Raw genomic sequence first — 24,617 nt, 5'->3', positions numbered from 1 at the left:
AGCTATGGAAAAGCGGGCTCGCGAGCAGGGCTTGCCGCTCTCCAAGGTCGTTCGGACGGCACTTCAGCATGAAGTCGAGCTGCGGTGATGCACGCTGCCACTGCCATCAGGCTCCGCGACGGGCAGGACGGACGCTACGCTGACGGGCCGCAAATCCGCCGCGAGCTAGACGCAGCCTTGGTCAACCGCGTCGCAAATCTCGCCACCGTCCACCTAGCCATCGCATATCACGGTCAGCCGCTCGACTGGTCGGCCGCTTTCCCGTCCGAGGATACTGGCGTCGTGGTACTCTCCAATGGGTACGACGCCTGCGCCGTGTTTGCCTCGACCGCCGATCGGGTCTGGCAGGGTCATACGATCTTCGGCCCGACGTGCCGCGGTCGCAGTGCGATCGAGACAGGCAAGGCGATCATCGCCTGGATGCTCCCGCACGCTGATCTGATCTGGGGGGCAACACCGATCGGCAACCGCGCCGCCCGCTGGTTCAACCGCCAGATCGGCGGACGCCCTGCCGGCTTCGACCACTACGACGTCGAGGGCGACGTCGAACTCTTCAATTTCGGGAGCACGCACTGATGGTCGCACCACTCATCGCTGCCGCCGGCATTGGCGCCGCAGCATCGCTCATCGGCGGCATCACTGGTGGTAAGGGCGCGAAAGCTGCTGCAAAGACCCAGCAGCAGACGACGCAGATGCAGATCGCCGCCAACCAGGCGAACATGTCGCGCATCCAGGGACTGTCACAGCCTGGCATCGATCGCGGGAATGCCGCAGGTGACATCTATGCCGGCCTGCTTGGGACAGGCGGCAACCCAGCTGCATCCGCTGCGGCGCTCGACACCTACCGTGGATCAGTTGGGTACCAAGACCTGCTGAAGACCGGGCTGGGCGCTGTGAATGCCAATGCATATGCCCGCGGTCTGGGTGACAGCGGCGGGACTCTCAAGGCGCTGCAGGATCGCGGTATGAATATCGCGAACCAGAATACCCAACAGTACCTGAGCAACCTGAACGGCCTGATCCAGACGGGGAACAGTGCGATCGGCAATGTGGCCGGTTTGTCGACCGCGACCACCCAGGCGAACAACGCTGCTCTTCAAGCCGGCTCGAACGCCAATCAGGGCGCGGTTCTCTCCGGCGCCACAGCCCAGCAGCAGGCGCTCTCCAACTTGGCGAATATCGGGATGAACTACGCCTCCAGTTACGGGCAGGCAGGCAACGTCGGCGGCATGCCCATCGGGACTCGGTCTATCTACGGCGGCAATCTCGGGGGTATCTACTGATGGAAGTCGACTATCTCGCACCCAATCGAGCCCAATTTGATTACCTCCAGTCGCTCATGCAGATCGGCAACGTGCAGGGCCAGCAGCTGCAGAATCAATCCGCGACGATGAAGCTGATAGAGGCTGGCCAGCAGCATATCCTTCGTCAGCAGGTTGCTGGGCAAGTGCAGGCGGGCGACTTCCGCGGCGGCGCGCAGGCAGCCTTGCAGGGCGGTGACATCGACTTGGCTAAGACGATCGCTGGTTATGGTGACAGCGAGCGGAAGCGCATGGGCCAGGAAGCGGGCGTCATGGCCGCCGTGGCGGCTCGCTTGCGGGCACTGCCGGAAAACCTTCGCCCGGCGGCGTTCTCGCGCTTCTCGCCGATGCTGCAACGCTTCGGGTTCGGGTCAGAAGAACTCGGGTCGCCGGACCTTACCGACCAGGGTCTGGATGGCTACGTTCGGTATGGACACAGCGTTCTGGAGGCGACCGACCCGCAGGACGAGCCCAGTGTCATCCGGACCCTTCGCGCTGTAGGCGTCGACCCGCAATCGGCGGAAGGCCGGGACATCGTCACCCGCAGCCTCGTTGCGCCGCGCTATCTGCCCAACGGCGATGGCACATTCACTGTAATCGGTGGCGGCCAGCCTGGCGGTGGATCGGCACAACCGCCAGCCGGCCCCAATCAAGCCGATCCGCAACCTTTCGAGCCACCCGCCGAAGCCGTGCAGGCACTTCGCTCCGGGCACGGCACTGCCGCGCAGTTCGACGAAATTTTCGGCGTAGGCGCCGCTGCTCGCGCGATGGGAGGTGCGGCCTCGCAAGGGGGCGCGACCTTTCGCTGATCCCATGCATGCGCCCGGTAGGATGACGAGTGGACGTCGAACCGTAGCGGGCAACCGTGCAGTTGGTGGCGTTCCCCGATCACATCACCTGACCGGCGACGCTGCCGATTATGCCGGGACCAGTGCAGCTGCGCTGCGCGGGTATTTCGGACCGCAAGCCCGCCTGCTCGATGAAGGCGACCATATCCACGTGACCCTGCCTGGGTACGGAAAAGTCCCGTACTTCGGCCGCAACGGGACGAAGTAACATGGCTGACAACCCTTTCGCTAAGTTCGCCCCTCCCCGTCCGGTTCAAGGAGCCAATCCCTTCGGCGCATATACCGTGGGCACGCCGAACCCGCGCCTGCAGGCACAGGAGGATCGTGCAGAACGAGCCGATCGTCGCGCCGAAGCGGACTCATACCGTGCCGAGCAACGCTTCCAGACTCAGCAGCAGCGCGAGGACCTGCGTGATGCGCACAGCCTCGCAACCGATCGGCGGCAGACGGCGAACACCGACTTCGACAACATCAGCTCGCTGCGCAAGGAGTTCACCAGCCGCAAGGAAGTGCAGGATTTCACCACCATCCTGCCGCAAGTCGCCTCGGCGATGGAGATCGCAAAGAACCCAAATGCCACGGGTGCCGACGACCTCAACCTGATCTACACCTTCGGCAAGGTGATGGATCCCGGGTCGGTCGTACGAGAGGGAGAGCTGGCCCTGGCGTCGAGCACTGGCAGCTGGGCCCAGAACCTCCAGGGAGCGATCGAGCGGCTACGCAGCGGCGATAAGCTGCCGCCCGCCGTCCGCCACAACCTGGTCGAGTCGATGCGTCGTCGCGGCGTCGAGCTGTCACGCTCTTATAACTTCTCTCGGCACGACTATCAGGCACGCGCCGAACGGTTTGGCTATAATCCCCTTGATGTGGTGGGTCAGCATCCGGCCACTCCGTTCCAGCAGGCGGAGGCAGATTTCACCGGTAAGGCTGTCGGCAACTACGACGGTTCGGTCGGTGCGCGTCCCGGCAGTTCTGGCGGCGGCCGGGGTACCGGGCAATCCGACCTCAGGCCGCAGATGCAGAGCTACAGTGTCGACAACATCGCAGACCTCGCCACCGGCCTGTCTGGCGGCAAGTACACGATCGAGCGCGAGGGCCTGTACTATACCGCCTCTGGTGGCCATCGCGAGATGGTCGACCTGTCCGACGACATCGCCAACAGCGATGAATACCATGCGGCCTACCGGGCCAAGTTCGGCACCGAACCCGAGCTTCAGGTGTCCGTGTCGGGTGGAACGAAGGGCCCAGCCTCGGCGCCGCGCGGCCGCGGTGATGGCGGCGCTGTTGAAACGGCCGATGCATTCCTACGCGGTGCGGCAGACACCGCCTCGCTAGGGACGGTCGACGAGATCTCGGCGGCAGGGCGTACGATCTTCGGTGGTGGGACAATGCGCGACAATCTGCGCAGCGAGCGTGCTGTCGATGCATACGATCGTGAAAACCACGGCCTCGCCCGTTTTGCCGGTCAGTTCGCCGGCGGCTTCGCACTGCCGATGGGGCGCGCGGGGACCAACCTGCCTCCCAGCGCCATGGATCTGGCCAAAATCGGCGCCGGCTATTCAGGCGCATACGGCTTCGGCAGTGGTGAGGGTTCGGCAACCGATCGACTGATCTCGGCCGGTACCAACGCCATTGCTGGCGGCATTGTGGGATATGGTCTTGGTCGTGGCGGCGAGGCGCTGCTGAACCTGTCGCGCCGGCCATCGGTCGGCCGCAGCGTAAATATGGACACGGTCCAGGCTGCGGATCGCCAAGGGATCGAGCTGGTCCGCCCGGATGCGGATCCGACCCGCCGTAATGCCTATGGCTTCCTAGAGTCTTTGCCGATTGCCGGGGGGCGTATCCGGTCCGATCTCCAACGTGGTGCGGATCAGATCGAACAGCGCGTTGCCGATGTTGGCGGTGGTGTCGCGGTCCCTCGCGCGACAGCAGGTGATACGGTCCGCGCAGCTGGTGAACGCTTCATCGATCGCAGCCGGACGCTCACCAACCGCCTCTATGATCGGGCGGCTACTTTGGCGGGCAATGCCCGTGTCGCCCCCCGGCAGGCGCTCAATGCGATCGACAACCACATTGTCGAGTTGTCTCAAACACCCAATGCGAACCGGACCAAGCTGGATTTGCTCAACCAGTTCCGAGCCGACCTCGTTGATCAGAACGGCAATCTCCGGCCGTTGTCGATTCAAGCGATCCGCGACCTGCGTACCGCCATGCGGGACGAACTCGGCACCCGGGGTTTGCGGTTCACCGACACCGAGCGCCGCATGATGCAGGCCATCGACAGTGCAAGCGCGGACATTTCCAGTCAGCTCCGCGGTCCCGCTCTGCGGGCCTATCAACGGGCGGACCAGGCTTACCGCCGTCGCATCGACCTGATCGACAATGTCGTCGAGCGGTTCATCGGCAATGATCGGACTGCCCGTCGATCCGGCGAAGGCATCATGGCCCAGGTGGAGTCTGCATCACTGCCGAAGTCAGGGGATGCCCAGGCGCTATCACAGATGATGGAACGACTCGAGCCACGGGAGCGTCAGCAAGTCGCCTCGACGATCGCGGCTCAGCTGGGCCGGCGCGGGCAGGACGGCGACAATGCCTTTTCGCCGAACCTGTTCTTCTCCCAGGTGGCAAAATACTCGCCAGAAGCTCGGGCTGCCATCTTCGGACAGCAAGGTGCCCGCGACCTCGCCGATCTGGCACGGATCGCCGAAGGGCGTGCCGGTACGCTGGCTAGGCTGAACAATTCGCGCTCCGGACAGGTGGGCAATTGGTTCAAGGCAATCCAGAGTATCCTGAGCGGCGGCGGGGCGGGCGCCGGGGTCGGTGCCGCTATGGGTGGTGTCGCTGGAGCGGGTACTGGTGCAGCGGCCGGGATTGTCACGACGCCCATGATGCTCGGCGGAGCCTATCTGTCCGCACGAGCGCTGGGTAATCGCCGGGTCGTGCAGACGCTTCTGCAGGCCGCCAACGCCACGTCGCCGAGCGCACGGGCAGTGGTGTTGACCCGGATAGGCGCTCTCGCGAATCGTGAACCAGCACTTCGCACCGAACTGTTGCCGATCCAGCGCTTGCTATCGTCGAGCATAGAGGGCGCCCGCCCGGCGCTAGCTGCCGATGAAGGAGATCGCCGTCGCCAGCAGCGCTAAACCTGCCATCCGGTGAGGACGGCTTGGCGACCAGCGGTACAGGGCCGCGATGGCGATGATCAGAACCCAGATCGGCAACGCTGGAGGCTTAGCTGCTGACCGATCGGCGGCAGGTGCCCTGTGATACAAGAATGCTGTTGCCGAGGCTGACAACCTCGGTTGCAGCATTGTTGGGACCGATCTTCATGAAGACGCCGCGTCCGACTAGGTCGAACGTCGTGTAACTGCCAGCAGTAGAGACTGCGGCTTCGTAGCTATCGCACCCATTCATGTCGCACCGCTGGTACTGCTTTGCGGCAATGTCGGCGATAGCCCATGCCTTGTTTGTGGCGGGCCGACAGGCGGCACCAGGATCGCATTGCTGCTTGGTGATCCAACGGCACGTCATCGGCTGGGCTATCAATGGCGTGCTGATCAACGCCGATGCTATGACTATTAGCTTGGGCAACATGGCCGAACGATACGTCATATATCGCTCGGCCACCATCATGCTCAATTATTGATAGCCGCCGTTTTCCTCACGCTCTTCGGCCGCGTCCTCCTGCACCTTCTCCATCTCTTCGGCTTCGTCGTTGTCCTGCGTGGTGTCTGGATCGATCATGATGCTCTCCCTTGTGCGGCCACCAACGCTAGATTGGGCCGGCCGGGCGCATGCGGCTGGTTGAGCGATCTATCGTCCGCCATCGTGCGGTGACCCATCACCAGTCCTGTTCGACAATTTCGGAGATCAACATGCGGTTCGTGCAGATCGACATCCTCCCGTCCGGCAAGGCGCTGGTCGACATCGATAAGCTGACCCACGCTGTGCCCGAAGGCGAAGGGACGCGGCTGTTCCTGGGGGCGCAGCATCTCGACGTGCCGCATACGCTCAGCGAACTCGAGAACGTGCTGGCTGGGCGCGATCGCACCGACAATGGCGAGCATAGCCGAGCCGGTTTCGGGACGCGCTGATAAAGATCAATGATCAGCGACACCGCTATTCTAGTGCCAACGTCCTCGCATCAAGTTGATTACACCGACGGTTTTGGATCGTCAGGTTCGATGTGCATGCGGACATCGAACAAGCGTTTTTTGGCCTGATCGTCAAATCCAACAATGCTGTGGAGGCGAGCGGCTGGAACGTCGTCTTGTAGGAGCCGAATGCCTTCACGAAGGGCGTCCATAGCCATGCGGTTGGTAACCTTAGTGCCGGACATATCTAGGTTGATGTTCTGGCGCTGAAGCCGATCGCCCTCCGCCTCTCGAAAGAATATATTCATTCTCACTTTGACACTTGCTCCATTTTGCCGAGATTCTTCGAAATGTCTCAAAGTATATTCAGGTTTGAACATCGAGGCTGCTGCATCGCTCGATAGCTTAATTACCACATCAATGCAGAACCAGGCCAGCCCTTCAGCTTCTTCTTGTCGTGCTGCACTCCATGCCCCGGTTTTTTTTACATTTCCATGAAAGTAGTGTCCTCGCCTTTCGATCAGGTGGTCAATTATGCTGCTACGACCAGGGGCGGTCTTGAGGAGTGTCGCTGTTTCAGAGGGATGGCGAAGACGATTTGCAGCCATCTCCGAGACTGCGTAATCGATTGCTTCGCCGAGCTCTTCAGAATTCTGAAGTGCATCAGAGAGTTGCCTTGATTTGAACTTTCCTCTCCCAAAAAGCGCTTCGATCAGTAAAAAGGAGTATCGAAAACTATCAATAAAACGTCGCCCATTAAGAGCCTCTCGAGCTAATCCAGCGAGTGATGCAACGAACTCCGGTGGTTCATCTGTCTCCGCTGCCATTAGGGATCGGGTGATGAAGTCGTAGCTGATAGCCAACGGCCGCGCTTCCGCTTCCCCAATGGTCATACCTGGAACGGGGAGATCGTCTTCACTCTCACCCGTCTCTAATGCATAGGAGACCTCTACCGAGCCCACCTTGATCGACACGTCAAAGAAACACTGAAGGAAGTTAAAGGCGCGTCGTAAATGAGCATGCACGATTGGAAGGAGTGTGTCATGTCCAGTGATGGTGGCTTTCGTGACTTGGTTGGGCGTATCCACAATCGTCGGCGCCAATGTCAGCGGCAATCCTGACTTAGTAAATTCAATGGCTGTGACCATGCCGTCCTCTTCCGCCATGCGGCACACGCCACCTAGCAGAGGTACTTCCCAATGATCCTCAAGAGTGAGGGGCTGGCTCAGTGGGAAGCGATATGTGGCCTTCAATGGTTGTCCTGTTGCATAAGTCACCTATACCTGTAAACGTGATGTGGACGCTTGTAACATCATCTCACAAACGCTCGACAATGCGGTCGAATGTCTCTTGCACACCCGCTACGAGCCACCGGAAGTGAGCCGGTAGCGACCCTTGATCAGCTTTGGCGCGTTTAATCAAATTGGCTTTCTCGGTGGCCGCCGCATGGCCCTTCACCTTCGACCTTAAATAATGGAGATGCTTCAACGGCTCCATTTGATCTTTTGCCTCATCTTCCAGGTAGCCGGTGGTTACCAGAACCTCCTGCAACAAACGCAGCGATCCCCACTGCTTGTCATACCCTCGTCCTGCAGCATCCAGGCGCAATCGCAAAGCCTTCTGAACAAAACCCTCCACTACTAGTTGGTCGAGCACCAGTATGGCCGTTGCCCATTCTTCGGAAGAAGCCGTCAGCGGGTAGTGCAGCGCCTCTGCCAGTGATCCATCGCGGGGCTGCCAGTAGTCCGGCGGACTCTTGTCGAGCTTCGCCACTTCGTATTTCAAACTTACAAGCGGGTCCGGCATACTGCTGAAGCTGCCTTCAAAATCCGTCTCGAAAGCCCGCTCTGAGATTGGCGCCTTTGGCTGCTCATTGAACGACTTCCAATATATTTGTTCGTTGTAAGGTAGGTTGCCGAGATAGCAAAGATATGTGTGGACCTGTCCAGCCTCGTTGACGTCGTAAGTTTTTAGACTCCACCCAGCGCGAGAACGAATTGCACGATGATCAAGCTGATACTTCTCTGGATCGGCCTTGTATCGATGGAGCACGTCCGGCTTGAAAAATGCCGGCGTAGTTTGGAATGGCAACGACGAATCGCTCTCGAAATAGCTGGCAAGAGCGCTAGGTGCGCAGGATACTTCAGCGATCCTCTCGTTTTTCCAGTCTTGCGCTATGAAGGTGGCGTATTGCTTGCCAGCATCGCTCCAGTGAGCGCGACTTTTTTGTATCATCATGTCTTTCGTGAGGGCTGGGCGCACAATATGAACCCCGTTCACGAAGCTACTATTCGACTGCACCCCTCCGTGATGGAATAGATCAGGTTCGTTGACTTCGGATCGGCTGGGGTCGTGCCAGCCTGTGAACGAGCCAGATCGATATCGGGTAAAATCAAATTTTACCACGAGCGCCATTTCAGTGACCGCCATGTAGCGGTGCAGTTGATGAGCATCTATCGTGACCAACACGTCCTGCGCTTCCCCTGATCGCTTGCTCAGGTCGTAAATGCGCACGATTGGTTCGACGTCTCCATCTTCGTTGAGGCGACAGAAGGCGCGCTCTTCCTCCATCCAGTAGAGATCGAGCGCCTGGATTAGTGGCTGAGACAATTCCGTCCGAACCAAACCCCTGTCCACCCCTGCGAAACTGCGCCTGAACACAAGTTGCTCACCGCCAACGAGCGACTTGCAGCCTGGGCTGTCGAGTGGCGTTGAAAGATACATGCGGTCGGGCTGGCCCCCGCCAGAGACATGCTCAAGGGCCCAACTGTTGTCGGCGCCAATGTGCGCTCGCTGCAGATCGGCGCCATCCGCCGGCGTGACATTAGCGAGGGGTGCCAAGACTGCGTGGACATAGGCCTGACCCACGCCAGTATAGAGAATGATCTCCTCCGACCGGCCGTTGCGGACGATGAAGTCGACCCCCTCTGCTGCGTGTTCGAGCCAGTGCTCGTCCTCCGCCTCAGGGGGGATCGCTTCACGCAGGAATGCTTCTAGATCGACCATCTCAGCCCCTCATTTGACGAGTTATACTCACCGCCGCCCGGCGCACTCGTCAATTCCGATCGTTGGGCGGGGGAGGCGTTCAAGCAGCGCGTAGGACGCTCTGCGCACAGTTCGAGCAGCAATTCGCTCGTGCATCCCGCACGTCCATCCCGGCGCGCCTCAAGCCCTCCATCTCGGACAACACCTCAGGCTTGCCACACGTGTTGCACAGGATCAGCGTGGCCCCCAGGACGTAGGGTTCGAACACCACACGCAGGTTGAGATAGGCCGCGTTCTTCACCCCGCGGCTGCCCTTCCACATAGCCTTGATCTTGCCGTTACGCGCCTCGGCCTGATTGGTGGTCGGTCCGCGGAAGCGCCCATCGTGGTGCTGCCACATGACGTCGAAGTAGGCGAGAATTTGCTTCCGGTGCTCACCGAGCAGCTGCACCGCCTTCGCAGCGTCCGCCGGCATGTCGACCTGACTGCCGAACGCGAGGAAGCGGTCGAACCGTTCTTCGGCCTGGCGCCGGCTGTTGGCGCGGTAGACGTGCCGCAATAGCAGGCGGGCGTGATAGACCAGACGCACGGGCTGGTGCTCCTTGAGAATGTCCCACTTCGTCTTGAGAATGAGCTTGCCTTCATCATCGATGCGGCGGCGCGACTCTATCTTCTTGCCCGCCAAACGGGTGCGCCAGTCCTTCGCATCCTTGGCGGCGAACTTGCCTTCTAGTTCCATCTTCCACGATTTCAGTTCCGCCGCCTGGCCCTTCTTCAGCTTGCTAGCGGTCTGGTTCACGATCTTCGACATCTGCCGCTGCATCTTGTCGAGGACGTGCCACTTGTCGGCGACATGCGGCTTGCCCCTGAAAGACGACTCGCCGAGCAGCAGGTTGCTGCCATTCATGTCCGACACGAATACCTCCACCTCGCTCGGATTGATGACCTTGTGCAGGATTTTGGCGACACCCTTGGCGTCCAGCTTCTCCACAATGGCGAGTGGCCGCCCATTCTCCGCATTGTAGATCACGGTGAACCGGCGCTTCTTGCCGAAGCGGATGTCATCAACGGCGACCACACGCGGGGTGGCGAACTGGTACCCAGCCAGCTTCTCGCTCAGGTCGAGCACGACAGGCCAGATCTGGTCCGTGGTCGCGCCGGTGAGGCGTTCGATGTCCTTGATGGAGCGCTTAAGCGCCAGACGTTGGATGTAGCCCAATAGGCGCCACGTCATCCCATGCTTCGGATGGACGTCCGGCCCTCGATAGGTGAACGAGGGGCAGCCTTCCGTGCGGCACTCGTAGCGCCGGCCGCGGAAGGCATAGCGGACGTGCTTGCCCGCCATGGGTGCATCCCAGATCTCCATCGGCGCAGCGACGCCCTTGGACTCAACGCCTCCACCGCAGAGGGGGCAGGCAGCGGGCTTTGTATTCAGAGAGGCTACGACTTCGAACGACGTCGGCGTCTCGACAGTCTCGATATAATTAAGGGACGGAAGCTCAAGCATGAGCAGGCTCTCCAGCTATAGCTAACGACTGCATCACAGTCCGAATTGGGGGGGAGTGGCGGTTGGTAACCACCAGTGAGAGGAAAAAGTGATGAGCAACACTAAGGCATGGCGTGCGAAGCAACGGACCGCTTGGCCCAACAGCCGTCAGAAAAGGAACGGCCTGTTCCTGGACGCTCACCCGCAGTGCGCACGATGCGGCGGCCGCGCAGAAGAAGCCCACCACAACCTGCCGCATGGGCATCCCATGCGGCACCTGTGGCAGTTCATGATGGCCCTCTGCATTGGCTGCCACACGCTGATCCACCAGCCAGCGCCGCGGCCTCGCCGCCGCAAGCGCTGATCGGTGGAGGGGGCCCTACTTCGGGGCCCCCCAGGTCCCGCAGCCACCCGGTTCGTGGCGGGCGACGATGTCGAAGATCCAGCGCATCTGAGCCTCGCTAAGGTAGCGGCGCTGCATGATGCAGACCTTCAGGTGGCGAGCGTCCTTCTCAGGCAGATTGTGACTGCCGGATAGAAGGTAGCTGGCCCAGGCGCGCCACGTCCTTGCTGCGAGGGGACAGCTCGGCATCTGAGCTACCCGGCGCGGCGGCGAAGCCGACCTCTTCGGTTTGTCCGCCATCAAGCTTGCCGGCATGTAGGCGGCAATCCGGGTAAAGTCCGGGCGGACGTTCACGCTGCGCCTCCCGACACGATCTTGTTGATGCTGTCGACGCGGATGCGGCGCGCACCGCGGATGGTGACCGAGTCCAGCGTCTTGTCTTTTAGCATTCGGTAAATCGTGGAGCGGCCACAGTCGAGGCGACGCATCGCCTCCTTGACGGCGATGACGTCGTAGTTGGTGGGGGTGGTAGTGGACTTCACACTCGTTCTCCGTTGCCGCGAACCGGGATGATTCGGGGACGGCTGACGGAGTGGCGATTTTTTTGGTGGTGACCTGAATGCTGGACGGTGAGTGAATGGTGCGCAAATGGTCTATTTGAGCGCGCAATCCTTCTGAATTTTGCTCGCCGGGACCTTCACCACCTCATCATAAATTTGGGTGACGAATGGCTTGATGGTTTGGTCGTCTAATGTGGCGTTCATCATTGTGTGAAGCCGATCGCGCAGATCGGTAACGGTTTCGAACGTTCCGACATTCAGCTGTTCAGCTTTTGCCAGCTTGATGGCTGCCATCCAGAAGGGCGTCCATTCATCTTGCTTGCGTTTGCGGCCACGGGCTGGTTTGTCCGGCTGACGGGCAGCAACGAAGGCTGCCACAGCTTCTTCATCGAACTTGATGGCGGTCAGACGGACGGCTTCATTCTGCCCAGATATGGGAAGCTGCACTTCGGCCTCGGTCCATAAGGCGGCCTGCTGAGCAGCAGCCTCAATCCGGCGCCAGAATCGCTGAAGCTTGGTATTCAGGCCTTCATGGTTGCCCGTTGGTCGAGTGTAGATGACCGTGGCCGTTCCCTCGAGCGTGCCGCGTGCGACTTCTTCGCCGAACTCTTTCAAGGCACGTAGAGGCGCTGGACAGGTAAGGAGCAGGGCGTGGGTATCGATGGCGTTCATACCCTGCAATATTCAGCATCGACGTAAACAACTCGTCAGCGACGTGACGCATTATCCGTCACTTGGCCAGTCTGACGCCAAAACCAGCCTTGCGAGACGCCTCGCCGCTCTCGATGAACGTCACGCCTGCGGCTTCTAGGGCCTGCCGCATCGTGTCGATCGATGCGGGCTGTACTGTTTGCCCGCTCTCAAATCGTCGCACGGTCGCTGATCCCAACGCCGCCGCCGCCGCTAGGTCGGCGGCGGACCAGTTGAGCAAGGCACGGGCACTACGGCATTGCTCAATCCTCATACGTCGATCCAATTTATATCAGCACCCACTTGAACACCCTGAAACACACTGATACAAACTATATCGGCAACGGCCGGAAAAGGGAGGGCTGAATCTCCCCCTCCGGCCTGACCACAACCGTTCTGGAGGAACGATAATGGCTATGACTACCCTAACAGCCGACGTGCACTCGGCCAAGATCACGTGCGCCTCTCCCGGACTTAGCAAGACCACCGCAAGGGCCGTCGAAATGGCCCGCCTTCACCTCCGCTACGGCAATCCCGGGGGCTATGCCCGCAGCCTCGCTGGCGAGCACCGCGCGACCAACCCGCGTCAGCAGCGCGCGATCGAAGCGGTGATCGCCGCCGACGCATGCGAGCGCCTGTTCACTCGGCATCCGGCGAACGGCTGCCTGCTCGCGCGGGAGGGCTGATTGATGCATACCACTACAACTCGCCGCGCCCTTCTCGGAGGGGCGGGGTTGGCGACCGCTGCCCTGATCGCGCCGGCCGTCGCCGCGACCCATAGCGCCCCGGTCGGGATCAGTCCCGCCTTTGCCGCGCTGATCGCCGCCAACGCCGCCGCCGAAAAGGCGTGCAAGGTTTATGACGCGAATGTCTGCGCGCCTTTGACCGCTAAGGCCCGTACCCAGGCTGAAGCGCTTCCGCACACAGCTGTGATCATTCGTGACCGCGCATTCAGCACGGCAGTACCTGCCGATGTGATGTTGAGCCGGGCGATCATCGCAGGCGCTAGAGACAAGCGAGGCTACCGGGATCACCGGACATTCGCCGCGGCGGCGATCCGTCGCAAACGCGCCGAGAAGCGCATCTGGGCTCAGTCTGGTGCCGCCGCCGCCTCAGAGGAGTCCGACCGGCTGACAGACGTATGGGCAGATGCTCAAGGTACAGTCGCGGCGCACCCTGTCAGCACCGCCGCTGACCTGCACGCCAAGCTCGCCTTCATGCTCGCGTACGGCATGGCAGCGGAGGACGGCTGGTTCCCGTACCTGGTGGCCGATGCCGCCCGGGTCGTGAAGATGGAGGGTCGCTGACATGGGCAACGACATCATCCGCAGCGCTGAAACTGAGGCAGTGTTCGCTGAGTGGAAGGCGATCCATGAAGAGATCAGCCGCAGTGGCGATGAAACGGATAGCGCCGACCATCCGCTCTGGGACCGGCTCCAAGAAGCCGAGAACCGCATCATGCAGTCGGACGAGACTGGCGCGCGAGTGGCTGAAATCCGGCTGTGGGTCGGCCTGACCAAGTTCGGCCTGCTCTACCAGTCCGAGCATGAAGCTGCCCGGCGCGAGGACGCCGACTGGCTGCTGCAGTACGCCAGGTCCAGCGAGCAGCAGAACGAGGCGATGCTGCACGCGATCAAGGCTTTGCGTAGCGGCGGCGCGCGTCCCGCCGTCGACAATGCAGCTCAATCGACCAGGCACATCGTGAGCCGCTTTCTGGCGATCGGCGGCCGCTTCATGATCGACCCCCAGGGTCAGCCTGACGCCGCGATCAACATGCGTCGCATCCTGAGCCTGGAGACGCCGGAGCAAGAACGGACCCGCCTCCGCCGCAGCGCTCGTGCTGCGCAGGCGCTGATCGATCAACGGCGCGACCAGATCGTGACCCTTATTCGCCAGCATGGCCGCCAGTCCGCTGGCTGGCTCCTGTGGGAGAACGTCGCATGACCTTCGCAATCACGCTGCCGCAGCCCGGCGACCGGTTCTTCATCATCCCCCAGATCCCGGCAGGCATCCTCTCTCAGCCGCTTGCCGACGCCATCGAACGCTATAGCTCCCTCTATGATGCCGACGTTGGTCCTGGCGTTGCCGACACCGCCAATGCCTGGGGTGATGCGGCAAGCGACATCGCCGAACATGTCGCGCTGACCGGCACCGAGCTAGCGGTGAAGCTGCTGTTCGTTGCGCATTACAACCAGCCGGGGAAGCTGGATGGGGCACTGGCGATCGACCTTGCCTCCTTCGACGTCGACACGGGCCGTGCTATCGTCCGTGCCGCCGCCGATGCCCTGGCATTTGACGCCAGCCGGCACTGGCAGGAAGCGCGTGCTGAATACGAGCGCCTGCGATCGATCAGCGACATCATCCCAGTCGGTACCGAGGGTGAGGACGCAGCACTTGATGCCTATTGCGTCGCCATGGACGCGCTGATCGCAACGCCAGCGCCGAACGTCCAGGCCGCCGCGTACAAGCTGGCCTTGATCCAGGTACGGGCCGAAGGCGGTACTCCGGACAGCTACTGGCAAGCGCTCAGCGCCGACCTGGCGCGGCTGGGAGGGCAGGCATGAGCACCTTTCATCGTCCCGCTGACCACAACGTGGATGCAGGGGAGGGCGGTGCACCGGCAGCCTTCGACCCTGGCACCTGGCTCGCGGCATTCGTCCAGATCGGCGGCGGCTACGCTCTCGCATCGGGGCGCAAGCTCTGGCTGGTCGTCGACCGGTGTGATTACGGCGACCTGACCGCTGTCATGCGTCCGCTGATCGGCAACCCCGGCCGGGTGGAAGCCATCCGGCGCGTGATCGAGGCGCATAGCCTCGGGGAGGTGGCGTGATGGGTCAGCTATCCACCACCCGGGCATCTCGTCGCCGTCGCCCGCAGCCTTGGCCACGATCTGGGCGTCGCCGCTGGGTGCGGCCGAACGATGTCGCATCCGTGACCAGGCTATTCGCCGCAATACCGTCCCTGCCGCGCGCCGAACTGTCCCGGCTGGTCACGCGCATGATCGACCGGTTGGACGAGATCGACGGCGATCCAGACTTCGAACCGGAGGAGGACGTCGACGAGGCGCACGATGATGGATGCGGCCCGGTCTATGTACGGGGGCAGCTGAGGTGGGGAGCCGCCGAGGACGCTGAGGGGCGCCAGTACATCCCGACCTACGGCATCGATCAATCTGCCGGCCCCTTGAAGCATCGCCAGGGCGGTTACCGCTGGCGCGAACAGGAGACGACCCGCGAATAACCTTGCTACCTCGCAGCCGGCAACGCCTCGGCCGCTTCATCGCTCACCCGCTGTCCCGCTTCGTAGGACAGCGGGCGCTCGGCGTGTCCACCGCTTCCAGGACAGCCACGACGTTGCGGCACAATATGGCCCTGACTGGTGGATCCCGATCTACCGGCGTGCCTTCCCGACGCTGATGTCGGCCGTTGCCGTCGAGCATGACGGTTGGGCCCAGCGTGGTGGCATCGACCGGCTGCTGACGCTGTCCTGTGGGCGGACCTATACGGTCGACGAGAAGATACGCCTGCAGGACTGGCCTGACGTGCTGCTGGAGCGGTGGTCGAACGAGCGGCTGCGGACGCCTGGCTGGGTGCAGAAGCCGTTGGCCTGCGACTTCATCGCCTATGCCTATGCGCCAGCCGCTTCGTGCGCCTTGCTACCGGTGCCCGCATTACAGCGAGCCTGGCGGCAGCATGGGCGGCAGTGGATCGGGTTGTACGGTCAGCGGCGAGCTGAGAACCAGGGGTACACGTCGGTGAGCGTGCCAGTGCCGCGAGGAGTGCTAATGCAGGCGATCGTCGAGGCTATGTTCGTGTTGTGAGTCTTAAAAGGCATTCGTCGCGTTGATTGCGATGAACCGAATTACCGCTCGTATGATTAGCGCATTCTTAGCGTTGCAGCCTTGATTCAACGCGTGGTACGACCCTTGAAGCCACCCGGAGATACGCCCCATGACCGCCCTTCAGCAAGAGATCGACGGGAATTTCGACGCCTTTCAACGCGTTGTTCAGTCACTGATTCCATCACGAAAAGGCCAATGGGCTTTGATGCGGCGCGGTGAGATAGTATCCTATCATGGCAATGCGGCCGCCGCAGAAGGGGCGGGAATGGCTCGGTACGACGACGATCTATTCAGCATTCAAGAGGTGACGGATGAGGTGGTCGATCTGGGCTATTTCAGCCATGTCGCTGGCGCTTAAGTGAAAACAATTAGCGGATCGATCACAGGACAGCGACAGATGCTGATTCCTGTGGCCGTTCAACCGGCTCAGATGATCGTACCCGGAGTGGCTCCGACACCTTGGATTCCAGAAGGACGTGTTACCGAACTGAAGGGTCTCATTGACACCGGTGCTAGCGGAACATGCCTCACGAGATCCGCAGCACTGAAAGTAGGCATCCGCTCGCGGGGCAAAACGAACATGAGCGGCGTTCACGGGGTAGCACCGCGGAATCGCCAGCGCTTTTCCCTAGGCGCTATATACAATGACAACGGCGAACGCGGCTATTTCTGGTTTGAGGAAGTTTCCGGTGCCGAGATGGCTGACAATGGTGTGTTTGACGTGCTCATCGGTATGGATGTAATCAGCCAGGGTGACCTGCACGTCATGCGGGATGGTCATTTTAGCTGGGTGTTGGGCTGAGCAACAATAACGCAAACTTGCTTGTAAACTTGTGACCAATGCGGACATCGATGAATATTAGTCGGGCAGACATACAGTCACTCTCGGCATTATCAATCGCAACGAAGGCATAACTATCGGTCTGCCGTTGGCGAAAATGTGCGCAAACTGCTTCAGAATCGCCGTTCTTTGTGAAGGGCTGGTAGGCATGTTGGGCATTGGCGATGCGATCTTGCCGACCGCCACGATGTTTTTTAAAGCGGGTTATGACCCCACCATATGTCTATGGCGTATTTGTCCGCAAACCGACCATAAGCCTTTGACTTAGTTGCTTTCACACCAAGTTCAGAAAGTAATTCGGCTTGTAGATTTGCAAGCCAATCAGGGCATCTCCCATCAATCCAGATTTGTTTAATAATATCCCTTGGGAAATCGACGTAAATATTTGCACCGCACTGCTCGATCGTCGAGGGTGATATATGACCTTCGTTCATGCTGAACATGGGATGCTTAGTGCATTCTTGGTAGTCAAGATTGTTACGTCGCACTGCATGGAGACAAAATCGAATTTCCTGCTCGTGCCGGTAAGCTTCATCTTTTACACTGAAAAGAGCTACATGATCATACGCTGGATCGTCGTTGATCTCATCGTACACCTTCTGAAAGTCAGGAAACGCCTCTTCCATCGTACGGCCGTCGAATGCAGCGGACGAGCGCTCATACGCCTCGCGCGTTCTCGTCTTAATTTTATCAGCTAGCTCTTCTAAATCCTCGTAGCGGCAATCTACAATCTTTGGTGGATGGAATAGTGTCTTATCCCAATTCGGTGGCGTACCATGTGCCTCTACCCACTTAGCTTTGGCAAAATGATCGTTGAAAATCTCCCTGATTCGATGCTCATCTACCTCGATTTGAACGGAGTTCTCGTGTGGAGAATAAATCTCCCACATTGCTATACTGTCTCGAACCCGTGTCCAGCAGGAAACATACCAGCTCTCCCTTACAGCATCTGCTTCTTTCTGCGCCCTTTGAAGCCCATCTGGGGTATAAGGAGTCCACATAGGGCTTGCTAACGTCGCAAATAAATATCCTATCATTTCATTTGGATCGGTGAACTGCTTTGCGCTCGAAACTCTAAGCTTTCCAGATCGAAGGGTTTGAAGCAATTCGAAAAAGCTGATAATACGATAGATGCTCATACCAGAAATCTAGCAATTAGATTTCGAAATTCTACTTGTATCGCATCCCTGCGCCTTCAACCGATCACCGCGATCGCGCTGTGTGAGCAGCCAGCGCCCAAACGGTACCTGCACGTCGGGTTGGTCGTCGTGATCGATCATGTCAGTCCCTCGTTTGAACGGATGTACCCATGGTATCCCGGTTTTGTTCTAGCAACGTTCTTGCGAATCAATCAGCTATCGGCCTAGCTATGCGCGCGCCGCACTGCGGTGATCGACATCGCTGGAGGACCAAATGCAGCATGATCTGCAACTGCGCGCGGCCGCCCGTGCCATATACGAAAACGTCTATCCGTCAGAGGAATGGGCGCCGATAGGGTTCGACGAGGCGGAGCGGTTCGGGACGGTCCAATACCGCCAGGCTGTCGGGGCTGCGCAGGATGCCCGTGCCGTACTGACCGGGCCGAACCAGCAACTGCCCCTCCCGGCGATCCTGTGACGATGACACGCCCTAGCAGGCCTCGCCTCAGCATCGTATCGTCGCGGCGCCAAGTGGACACCCTGACCCTCCACGACGTGCCGTTCGAACTGGTACCGCGCGAGGTGCCGTTCTTCCTGTGCGACACGCCCGCTGGATTTCCATCGCCGGCGCAGGACGACATGCAGGAGCCGATCGATCTCGGTGCCTGGCTCGTTGAGCATCCAGCCGCCAGCTACATCATGCGGGTCGATGGCCGCTCGATGTCGGGGGTAGGCATCAACGATGGTGACCTGATCGTCGTCAATCGTGCCAAGGAGCCGCGGGCGGGTATGATCGTGGTGGCGCTGGTTCATGGTGACCGCACGCTGAAGCGCCTACGCTATATCGAGGGCCGCCACTGGCTGGTTCCGGAGGCGGAGGGCTTTGCCGACATCCTCGTCGACGAGCACGTGCAAATTTGGGGCGTGGTGGTTGGTGTCGCCCGCAAGATGGCATGACCGCGCCGATCGCGTTGATTGACTGCAACAACTACTACGTCAGCTGCGAGCGTGCCTTCGACGCCAGCTTGGTCGGGGTACCGGTCATAGTCCTTTCGAACAACGACGGCTGCGCGATCGCACGCAGTCAGGAGGCGAAGGCACTGGGGATCAAGATGGGCGATCCCATCCATCACCTGCGCGACAAGGTGCGGGCACATGGCATCCGTGTCCTGTCGTCGAACTACACCCTCTACGGTGACATGCAGCGCCGGGTGCTGGCAGCCTGCGAGGCGTTCGCCCGTGACGTCGAGATCTACTCGATCGACGAGACCTTCCTCGACCTCACCGGCTTCGAGGACCGTGACTTGGTCGCTCATGCCCGTGCCATGCGGGATCAGGTTCTGCGGTGGACGACGATCCCTACCTGCGTCGGCATCGCCGGGACCAAGACGCTCGCAAAGCTGGCCAATGCCGCCGCCAAGAAGGACAGCCGCTTCGATGGAGTGGCCGACTTTCGCGACGATGCCGTCCGCCATGACGTCATGCGGGCATTCCCGGTTGGCGACATCTGGGGCGTCGGTGGGGCCACCGCACGCAAGCTGATTGCGCTAGGCATCACCACCGCGGGCGAGCTTCGAGACATGCCGATGAAGCAGGCCAAAGGGCTTGGCACGGTGGTGCTGGAGCGGCTGGTGGCTGAACTACGTGGGGTGCCGTCAGCAGCTGTGGAGATGGTAGCGCCACAACGGCGAGGCATGGCTGTGACGCGGTCGTTTGGTACGCCGGTGCTAACCTTCGATCGGCTGATGGGAGCGTTGACCGAGTATGCGATGCGCGCTGGCGAGAAGCTGCGCAGTCACGGCCTCGTCGCATCCCGGCTGACGGCGTTCTTCCACACCAACTCGAACAAGCCCGAGCGGCCGCAATATACCGGATCTCGTACGGTAACATTGCATCCCATGACCAGCGACAGCCTCGAGCTGATCGCTGCAGCACGCAAGGCCGCAGAGCGAGCGTGGCGCGAGGGCTATGTCTACACCAAGGCTGGCGTGCTGCTTGACGACCTCGTGGCCGCTGACATGCGACCCAGGACGCTATTCGAGGGCGATACCGAGAAGCGAGCGCGGCTGATGGGTGCGCTGGACGAGATCAATGGCAAGTTCGGAAAGTGGACGGCGGTGACCGCGTCTCAGGGGTTCAAGCGGGAATGGAAGCTGCGATCTGAGATGCGGTCGCCGGCGTGGACGACGCGGATCGATGAGGTACCCACGGTTCGGGCCTGAAATGACGTGCGGCCGTCTGGAGGACGTGCCTTTAGGTATAGGCGATAAGCGACTAAGAATGCCATGTCGGTTGTAGGTAGATGGACGACGGTAGCTTCGTCGTTCATCGTCACTTGATGACCACGCCTAGTTCGACTGATTCGGTATGTAAGCAGTGCCGTGGACCGATACCCGCTGGCGCTCGACTATGTAGTCATTGTAACTCTTATCAAGACTGGCGGGGCAAGCTAGCGGTTTCAAGCAATGTATTGGCGCTACTCGTTGCCCTTGTATCCGTGACTACAGCCGCCCTGCCAGCCTTCACAAAGGCTATTGCCGAGCCGCAATCTAAATCTCAGGTTTTGAGGCCGGTTGTCCGAGGCCAGCAGCTGGATTTTGCTATAAACAACACTGGAGATGGTCCTGCGGTTTTTTCTCGAGCTTATATATCCGCTAGTTTTATGAGTAAGGCACCCGTTAAGCTGGAACTCGAAAATCCGATGCAAGCGTTTGTCAGGCCTGGTATTCAGCCACTTACGCTAAAGCCTGCATGGAGACGGGATGCTATTGATGCAGCGCGTCTTGCGAATGAGATGCGAAGAATACAGGCCAACCCCAAAAGCGGTGACGTCGGATTTATAGAGATTGAGATAATTGAGACGGACAGTTCGATGAGGCATTTGCGCTTCCCTATTAGCGCACAGGAGATTGGCGAGATCGCTGATGCAAAATTTGCTGCATGCAGGGATATTGAGCCATCAAAAAATCGAGATTGCTCGTCATCGCAGGGCTATGGAACGGATTATTGAACTTCCAAGTGACTAATATAGCTTTGACTGTCGGCCAGATAGCCGGGATATTTCAAAATATCAGCAGTGGCCCTACATCGTCAATCTCTGTTAAGTCGTATGGGTCGGCAATATTGATCGCCTCAAGTTTCATCTGATAGGTGGGTTTCGGGCGCTGGAGCGCCGCGGCTCCTCATGGTCGTGGCGCAGCCACGCCGTGACGTCGTTTGGGTGTAGGACGGTGATCATCGCCTTTGGGTAGATTGGTGCGGCCGATTCGTTCGGCTCCTAGGTGACAATCGTTAAGCCCACACCCTTTGCAAATTCATGAGTCGTGGTAAATTAGCAGGATGCGTAATAGCCCGTCATCGGGAGCTTCACCGCAGCTTGTTTGACGGCGGGACGCACAGATTCATGGGCGAGCTTCATAGTAATCAGCAATATTACGGCAAATGCCGCAAGCGCAAATGGGTTAGCAGCGAGTGTTGAGAACATGAACTTTCTCGTGACACCACTAAGCTTCTCAGAGTCGATACGTAGAGTTCGACGCGGCGGGACTCCATTAGCACGAAGTGCCATCCAAGCGGCCCGAACCGGCATCCATCCTGCACGGAACGACGTCGCGCGATCCATCAAAAAATTCAGGCATTCGCGCTCGTCAGCGGTCGTAGACGGGCTACGGGAGAGATCGCTAGCTTCTTGGAAAAAGTTCTCGCGCAGGGGAAAAACCCACTGCACCCAGGCGCGCGAAACCAGCATCCCGAGCACGACAAGCGTGCCGGAGACGACAAGGCCTATGATAGCGCCGGTGCTCATGACTCGCGCTCCTTAGTTGAAGGGTGTCTAACAAACAATCTATCAGCTCACTTGTTTCTGCAAGCTGTCTATTCGGTCTTAAACCAGCTAACGCCCCCGACGCGCACGACCGCTTCGAATCTCCTGCAGCCTTTGTCTCTGCCTTTCAGTTTCGATTCCGACAATCAGCCAATGACCGATTATGGAGATTACCCAGCCCGTCGGAAACATCCAGGAATGGGACGTCATTAAATCCATCAACTCCGCGAACGGTTTCCATGCGTCCTTGACGCCGGCGACCCCGCCTACAGGTATCCAATACCAAGCAGTCCCAGGCACCACTGAGCGCAGAAATGGCGGAAACGCTGGAGCGGACCGCTTCTCAGCCGCCGCCCGACGCCGTTGATGTCGACTCATGAATAAAAGCGCGCCCCTGACTCTCGCTGGGGCTAAGCCGCCAACCTAATCAAATCCTTGGTGTTACCGACGTTCACAAGAGTCAATGTCGACTGCCATTTGGAATGGGAGATTGATGCTCCGACCTACATGCGCGTTGGGCATTAGAGACTCGCCTCAGGCGATATGCTCAAAACGTAACGACGGAGAACGGCGTATCCGTATCTAGCCCAGAGTAAGGCTGACCCAGGTAGACTAAAGGCATGGATGTAAAGCGTCCAAAACGGATATGATTGTCCTATAGCTTATGCTCTCGTGAAACCGGTAATGTGGCGGAGGCGAAGCCCGCTCTCACGGGGCCACGACAGGTTACTTGATCGACCTCGCACCAAGCGTACTACACTTCACGAACTTACCCTTCGCTGCCTTGCAGCGCGTGGCATTCAGTTTGACAGCTACAGGACGCTTCACGAATTTGCCGCTGGCGTCGCAACCGATGACGTCACGATAGCGATGAGCGAAAAAGTGGATGCGGTAACGGCCAGCGCGAATCGTCCATAGCTGTGCCTGTACGTGTCCATACGGATCAGCGTGTTTAGAACCGATTTATTACCGAAATTCCAGCTTACCAGTGCGATCACGCATCTAAGTGCTTGAAACCGCTGGTGACCCCTACGAGAATCGAACTCGTGTTTTCGCCGTGAGAGGGCGACGTCCTAACCGCTAGACGAAGGGGCCGTGTGCAGTGGAGGCGCGCAATTAGCCCTACGCCTCCACTACGTCAAGCCTCACGCGGCCGCTTTTTTGCGTTCGGCCATTTCCTCGTTCAGCATCTCGGCGAGCAGGAAGGCCAGTTCCAGGCTCTGCCCGGCGTTGAGGCGCGGGTCGCAATGCGTGTGATAGCGATCGGCGAGCGACTGCTCGGTCACGTCGATCGCGCCGCCGGTGCATTCGGTGACGTTCTGCCCGGTCATCTCCGCATGGATGCCGCCGGCATGGGTGCCCTCCGCGCGGTGGACGGCGAAGAAGCCGCGCACCTCGGCCAGGATGCGCTCGAACGGCCGGGTCTTGTAGCCGGTCGTGGCCTTCACCGTGTTGCCGTGCATCGGATCGCAGCTCCACACCACCGGATGGCCCTCGCGCGTCACGGCGCGGACCAGGCGGGGCAGGGCGCTCTCGATCTTGTCGTGGCCATAGCGGGTGATCAGCGTCATCCGCCCCGGCACTCGGCCCGGATTGAGCGTGTCGAGCATCCGCAGCAGCGCGTCCGGCTCCAGGCTGGGGCCGCATTTCACGCCGATTGGGTTGCCGATGCCGCGCAGGAACTCGACATGCGCCGAGCCTTCGAAGCGGGTGCGGTCGCCGATCCACAGGAAATGCGCCGACGTGTCGTACCAGTCGCCGGTCAGCGAATCCTGCCGGGTCAGCGCCTGTTCGAACGGCAGCAGCAGCGCTTCATGGCTGGTATAGAAATCGGTCTGGGCGAGCTGCGGCACCGTTTCCGGATCGATGCCACAGGCGGCCATGAACTCCAGCGCCTCGCCGATGCGGTTCGCCGCCTCGGTATATTTCTGCGCCCAGGGGCTGCGGCCCATGAAGTCGTGCGTCCAGCGATGCACCTGGTGGAGATTGGCATAGCCACCCTGCGCGAAGGCGCGCAGCAGGTTGAGCGTCGCCGCCGACTGGGCATAGGCGCGGATCAACCGCTGCGGATCGGGCCGGCGCGATTCCGGCGTGAAGGCGATGTCGTTGATATTGTCGCCGCGATAGCTGGGGAGCTCGACCCCGTCGATCACCTCGGTCGGCGCGGAGCGCGGCTTGGCGAACTGGCCCGCCATGCGGCCGAGCTTGACGACCGGCAGCTTCGACGCCCAGGTCAACACCACCGCCATCTGCAGGATCACGCGGAAGGTGTCGCGGATGTTGTTGGCGCTATGCTCGGCGAAGCTTTCGGCGCAGTCGCCGCCCTGGAGCAGGAAGCCGCGTCCCGCCGCCACCTCGCCCAGATGCTGGGTCAGCGCGCGCGCTTCGCCGGCAAAGACCAGAGGCGGATAGGTGGCGAGCGTGTCGGTCGCCGCGGTCAGCGCGGCGGGATCGGGATAGTCGGGCATCTGGCGCGCATCGGCGGCGGTCCAGCTGTCGGGGGCCCAATTGGCGGCCATGATCGTCCTCGGATACTGTAATCCGGCGAGCCATGCGCCAAGGGGGCGGCCGGTGCAAATCATTTGCGGCTGCACCGACCGTCGCAATGATGGTTTGCGGTTGTCAGAACGCGATTAACGTATCGATTGCTACGTTCCGGCGTAATA

At 60.2% G+C, this 24,617-nt stretch carries 28 protein-coding genes and 1 tRNA gene; 19 read left to right on the top strand and 10 right to left on the bottom strand.

Annotated elements, in window-relative coordinates; translation table 11 throughout:
• Positions 1-87: 87 nt before the first annotated feature.
• The 6 genes from BRX43_RS03190 (at position 88) to BRX43_RS03160 (ending at position 6,243) form a co-directional block, all read left to right on the top strand.
• Positions 88-576, top strand: a complete 489-nt coding sequence (locus tag BRX43_RS03190; RefSeq protein WP_125993384.1) for a hypothetical protein — start codon at positions 88-90, stop codon at positions 574-576.
• Entirely contained in the window at positions 576-1,283 is a 708-nt protein-coding gene (locus BRX43_RS03185; protein WP_125993383.1) for a hypothetical protein, read from the top strand. Before BRX43_RS03190 ends, BRX43_RS03185 begins: the two co-directional genes overlap by 1 nt.
• The gene (locus BRX43_RS03180; protein WP_125993382.1) at positions 1,283-2,110 is read left to right on the top strand and encodes a hypothetical protein; all 828 of its coding nucleotides are present in this window, start codon (positions 1,283-1,285) and stop codon (positions 2,108-2,110) included. The genes BRX43_RS03185 and BRX43_RS03180 overlap by 1 nt, the downstream gene beginning before the upstream one ends.
• 248 nt (positions 2,111-2,358) lie before the next feature.
• On the top strand, positions 2,359-5,292 hold the full coding sequence (locus tag BRX43_RS03170) for a hypothetical protein (protein ID WP_125993380.1): 2,934 nt from the start codon (positions 2,359-2,361) through the stop codon (positions 5,290-5,292).
• Positions 5,293-5,561: 269 nt separating this feature from the next.
• Positions 5,562-5,795 carry a hypothetical protein gene (locus BRX43_RS20480; protein WP_206433082.1) on the top strand — a complete coding sequence of 78 codons (234 nt, stop codon included), beginning with the start codon at positions 5,562-5,564 and terminating at the stop codon, positions 5,793-5,795.
• Positions 5,796-6,024: 229 nt separating this feature from the next.
• Positions 6,025-6,243: a hypothetical protein gene (locus tag BRX43_RS03160; protein ID WP_206433081.1), complete on the top strand. Its 219-nt coding sequence runs from the start codon at positions 6,025-6,027 to the stop codon at positions 6,241-6,243.
• Positions 6,244-6,302: 59 nt separating this feature from the next.
• Here the strand turns inward: BRX43_RS03160 and BRX43_RS03155 are convergent, their stop codons facing one another.
• The 6 genes from BRX43_RS03155 to BRX43_RS20475 all read right to left on the bottom strand — a co-directional run bounded on the left by BRX43_RS03155 (position 6,303) and on the right by BRX43_RS20475 (position 12,581).
• Entirely contained in the window at positions 6,303-7,409 is a 1,107-nt protein-coding gene (locus tag BRX43_RS03155) for a hypothetical protein (protein WP_125993377.1), read from the bottom strand.
• Between the two features lie 151 nt (positions 7,410-7,560).
• A complete protein-coding gene (locus BRX43_RS03150) occupies positions 7,561-9,249 on the bottom strand; it encodes a hypothetical protein (RefSeq protein WP_125993376.1) in 1,689 nt (562 codons plus the stop codon).
• Positions 9,250-9,328: 79 nt separating this feature from the next.
• Positions 9,329-10,735: a transposase gene (locus BRX43_RS03145; RefSeq protein ID WP_125993375.1), complete on the bottom strand. Its 1,407-nt coding sequence runs from the start codon at positions 10,733-10,735 to the stop codon at positions 9,329-9,331.
• 672 nt (positions 10,736-11,407) lie between these two features.
• Positions 11,408-11,599, bottom strand: coding sequence for a helix-turn-helix domain-containing protein (locus BRX43_RS03140; protein WP_125993374.1), 192 nt, complete (start codon positions 11,597-11,599; stop codon positions 11,408-11,410).
• Positions 11,600-11,710: 111 nt separating this feature from the next.
• Positions 11,711-12,289, bottom strand: coding sequence for a hypothetical protein (locus tag BRX43_RS03135; RefSeq protein WP_125993373.1), 579 nt, complete (start codon positions 12,287-12,289; stop codon positions 11,711-11,713).
• 58 nt (positions 12,290-12,347) lie between these two features.
• Positions 12,348-12,581 carry an XRE family transcriptional regulator gene (locus BRX43_RS20475; protein ID WP_125993372.1) on the bottom strand — a complete coding sequence of 78 codons (234 nt, stop codon included), beginning with the start codon at positions 12,579-12,581 and terminating at the stop codon, positions 12,348-12,350.
• A 229-nt stretch (positions 12,582-12,810) separates the two neighbouring features.
• Between BRX43_RS20475 and BRX43_RS03125 the strand changes: the two genes are divergently transcribed.
• The 9 genes from BRX43_RS03125 to BRX43_RS03085 all read left to right on the top strand — a co-directional run bounded on the left by BRX43_RS03125 (position 12,811) and on the right by BRX43_RS03085 (position 16,950).
• Entirely contained in the window at positions 12,811-12,993 is a 183-nt protein-coding gene (locus BRX43_RS03125) for a hypothetical protein (protein ID WP_125993371.1), read from the top strand.
• 48 nt (positions 12,994-13,041) lie between these two features.
• Positions 13,042-13,614: a hypothetical protein gene (locus tag BRX43_RS03120; RefSeq protein ID WP_125993370.1), complete on the top strand. Its 573-nt coding sequence runs from the start codon at positions 13,042-13,044 to the stop codon at positions 13,612-13,614.
• Between the two features lies 1 nt (position 13,615).
• Positions 13,616-14,251: a hypothetical protein gene (locus BRX43_RS03115; RefSeq protein WP_125993369.1), complete on the top strand. Its 636-nt coding sequence runs from the start codon at positions 13,616-13,618 to the stop codon at positions 14,249-14,251.
• On the top strand, positions 14,248-14,871 hold the full coding sequence (locus BRX43_RS03110) for a hypothetical protein (RefSeq protein WP_125993368.1): 624 nt from the start codon (positions 14,248-14,250) through the stop codon (positions 14,869-14,871). The genes BRX43_RS03115 and BRX43_RS03110 overlap by 4 nt, the downstream gene beginning before the upstream one ends.
• Positions 14,868-15,137 carry a hypothetical protein gene (locus BRX43_RS03105; RefSeq protein WP_241214728.1) on the top strand — a complete coding sequence of 90 codons (270 nt, stop codon included), beginning with the start codon at positions 14,868-14,870 and terminating at the stop codon, positions 15,135-15,137. The genes BRX43_RS03110 and BRX43_RS03105 overlap by 4 nt, the downstream gene beginning before the upstream one ends.
• A 101-nt stretch (positions 15,138-15,238) precedes the next feature.
• On the top strand, positions 15,239-15,547 hold the full coding sequence (locus tag BRX43_RS03100; RefSeq protein WP_125993367.1) for a hypothetical protein: 309 nt from the start codon (positions 15,239-15,241) through the stop codon (positions 15,545-15,547).
• A 175-nt stretch (positions 15,548-15,722) separates the two neighbouring features.
• Positions 15,723-16,127, top strand: coding sequence for a hypothetical protein (locus tag BRX43_RS03095; RefSeq protein ID WP_241214727.1), 405 nt, complete (start codon positions 15,723-15,725; stop codon positions 16,125-16,127).
• A gap of 130 nt (positions 16,128-16,257) precedes the next feature.
• The gene (locus tag BRX43_RS03090; protein WP_125993366.1) at positions 16,258-16,506 is read left to right on the top strand and encodes a hypothetical protein; all 249 of its coding nucleotides are present in this window, start codon (positions 16,258-16,260) and stop codon (positions 16,504-16,506) included.
• 39 nt (positions 16,507-16,545) lie between these two features.
• Positions 16,546-16,950, top strand: coding sequence for an aspartyl protease family protein (locus BRX43_RS03085; protein WP_125993365.1), 405 nt, complete (start codon positions 16,546-16,548; stop codon positions 16,948-16,950).
• A 233-nt stretch (positions 16,951-17,183) separates the two neighbouring features.
• Here the strand turns inward: BRX43_RS03085 and BRX43_RS03080 are convergent, their stop codons facing one another.
• Complete coding sequence (locus BRX43_RS03080) at positions 17,184-18,128, bottom strand: DUF2971 domain-containing protein (protein ID WP_125993364.1); 945 nt, start codon at positions 18,126-18,128, stop codon at positions 17,184-17,186.
• A 274-nt stretch (positions 18,129-18,402) separates the two neighbouring features.
• Here BRX43_RS03080 and BRX43_RS03075 point away from each other — a divergent pair, with 274 nt between their 5' ends.
• The 4 genes from BRX43_RS03075 to BRX43_RS03060 all read left to right on the top strand — a co-directional run bounded on the left by BRX43_RS03075 (position 18,403) and on the right by BRX43_RS03060 (position 21,138).
• Complete coding sequence (locus tag BRX43_RS03075) at positions 18,403-18,606, top strand: hypothetical protein (protein ID WP_125993363.1); 204 nt, start codon at positions 18,403-18,405, stop codon at positions 18,604-18,606.
• A 53-nt stretch (positions 18,607-18,659) separates the two neighbouring features.
• Positions 18,660-19,085, top strand: coding sequence for a translesion error-prone DNA polymerase V autoproteolytic subunit (gene umuD, locus BRX43_RS03070; protein ID WP_164523506.1), 426 nt, complete (start codon positions 18,660-18,662; stop codon positions 19,083-19,085).
• A complete protein-coding gene (locus BRX43_RS03065) occupies positions 19,082-20,350 on the top strand; it encodes a Y-family DNA polymerase (protein ID WP_125993361.1) in 1,269 nt (422 codons plus the stop codon). The genes umuD and BRX43_RS03065 overlap by 4 nt, the downstream gene beginning before the upstream one ends.
• Before the next feature lie 275 nt (positions 20,351-20,625).
• Positions 20,626-21,138: a hypothetical protein gene (locus BRX43_RS03060; protein ID WP_206433080.1), complete on the top strand. Its 513-nt coding sequence runs from the start codon at positions 20,626-20,628 to the stop codon at positions 21,136-21,138.
• 321 nt (positions 21,139-21,459) lie between these two features.
• On the opposite strand, the gene BRX43_RS03055 is transcribed toward BRX43_RS03060, so the two are convergent.
• The 3 genes from BRX43_RS03055 to BRX43_RS03045 all read right to left on the bottom strand — a co-directional run bounded on the left by BRX43_RS03055 (position 21,460) and on the right by BRX43_RS03045 (position 24,470).
• Positions 21,460-21,933: a hypothetical protein gene (locus BRX43_RS03055; RefSeq protein ID WP_125993359.1), complete on the bottom strand. Its 474-nt coding sequence runs from the start codon at positions 21,931-21,933 to the stop codon at positions 21,460-21,462.
• A gap of 1,038 nt (positions 21,934-22,971) precedes the next feature.
• Positions 22,972-23,046, bottom strand: a tRNA-Glu gene (locus tag BRX43_RS03050).
• Between the two features lie 50 nt (positions 23,047-23,096).
• A complete protein-coding gene (locus tag BRX43_RS03045) occupies positions 23,097-24,470 on the bottom strand; it encodes a 3-deoxy-7-phosphoheptulonate synthase class II (protein ID WP_125993358.1) in 1,374 nt (457 codons plus the stop codon).
• Between the last annotated feature and the right edge of the window lie 147 nt (positions 24,471-24,617).

This window comes from Sphingomonas sp. S-NIH.Pt15_0812, from assembly GCF_003951315.1.
GTDB lineage: Bacteria > Pseudomonadota > Alphaproteobacteria > Sphingomonadales > Sphingomonadaceae > Sphingomonas.
This window is presented reverse-complemented; position numbering and strand designations above follow the sequence as displayed.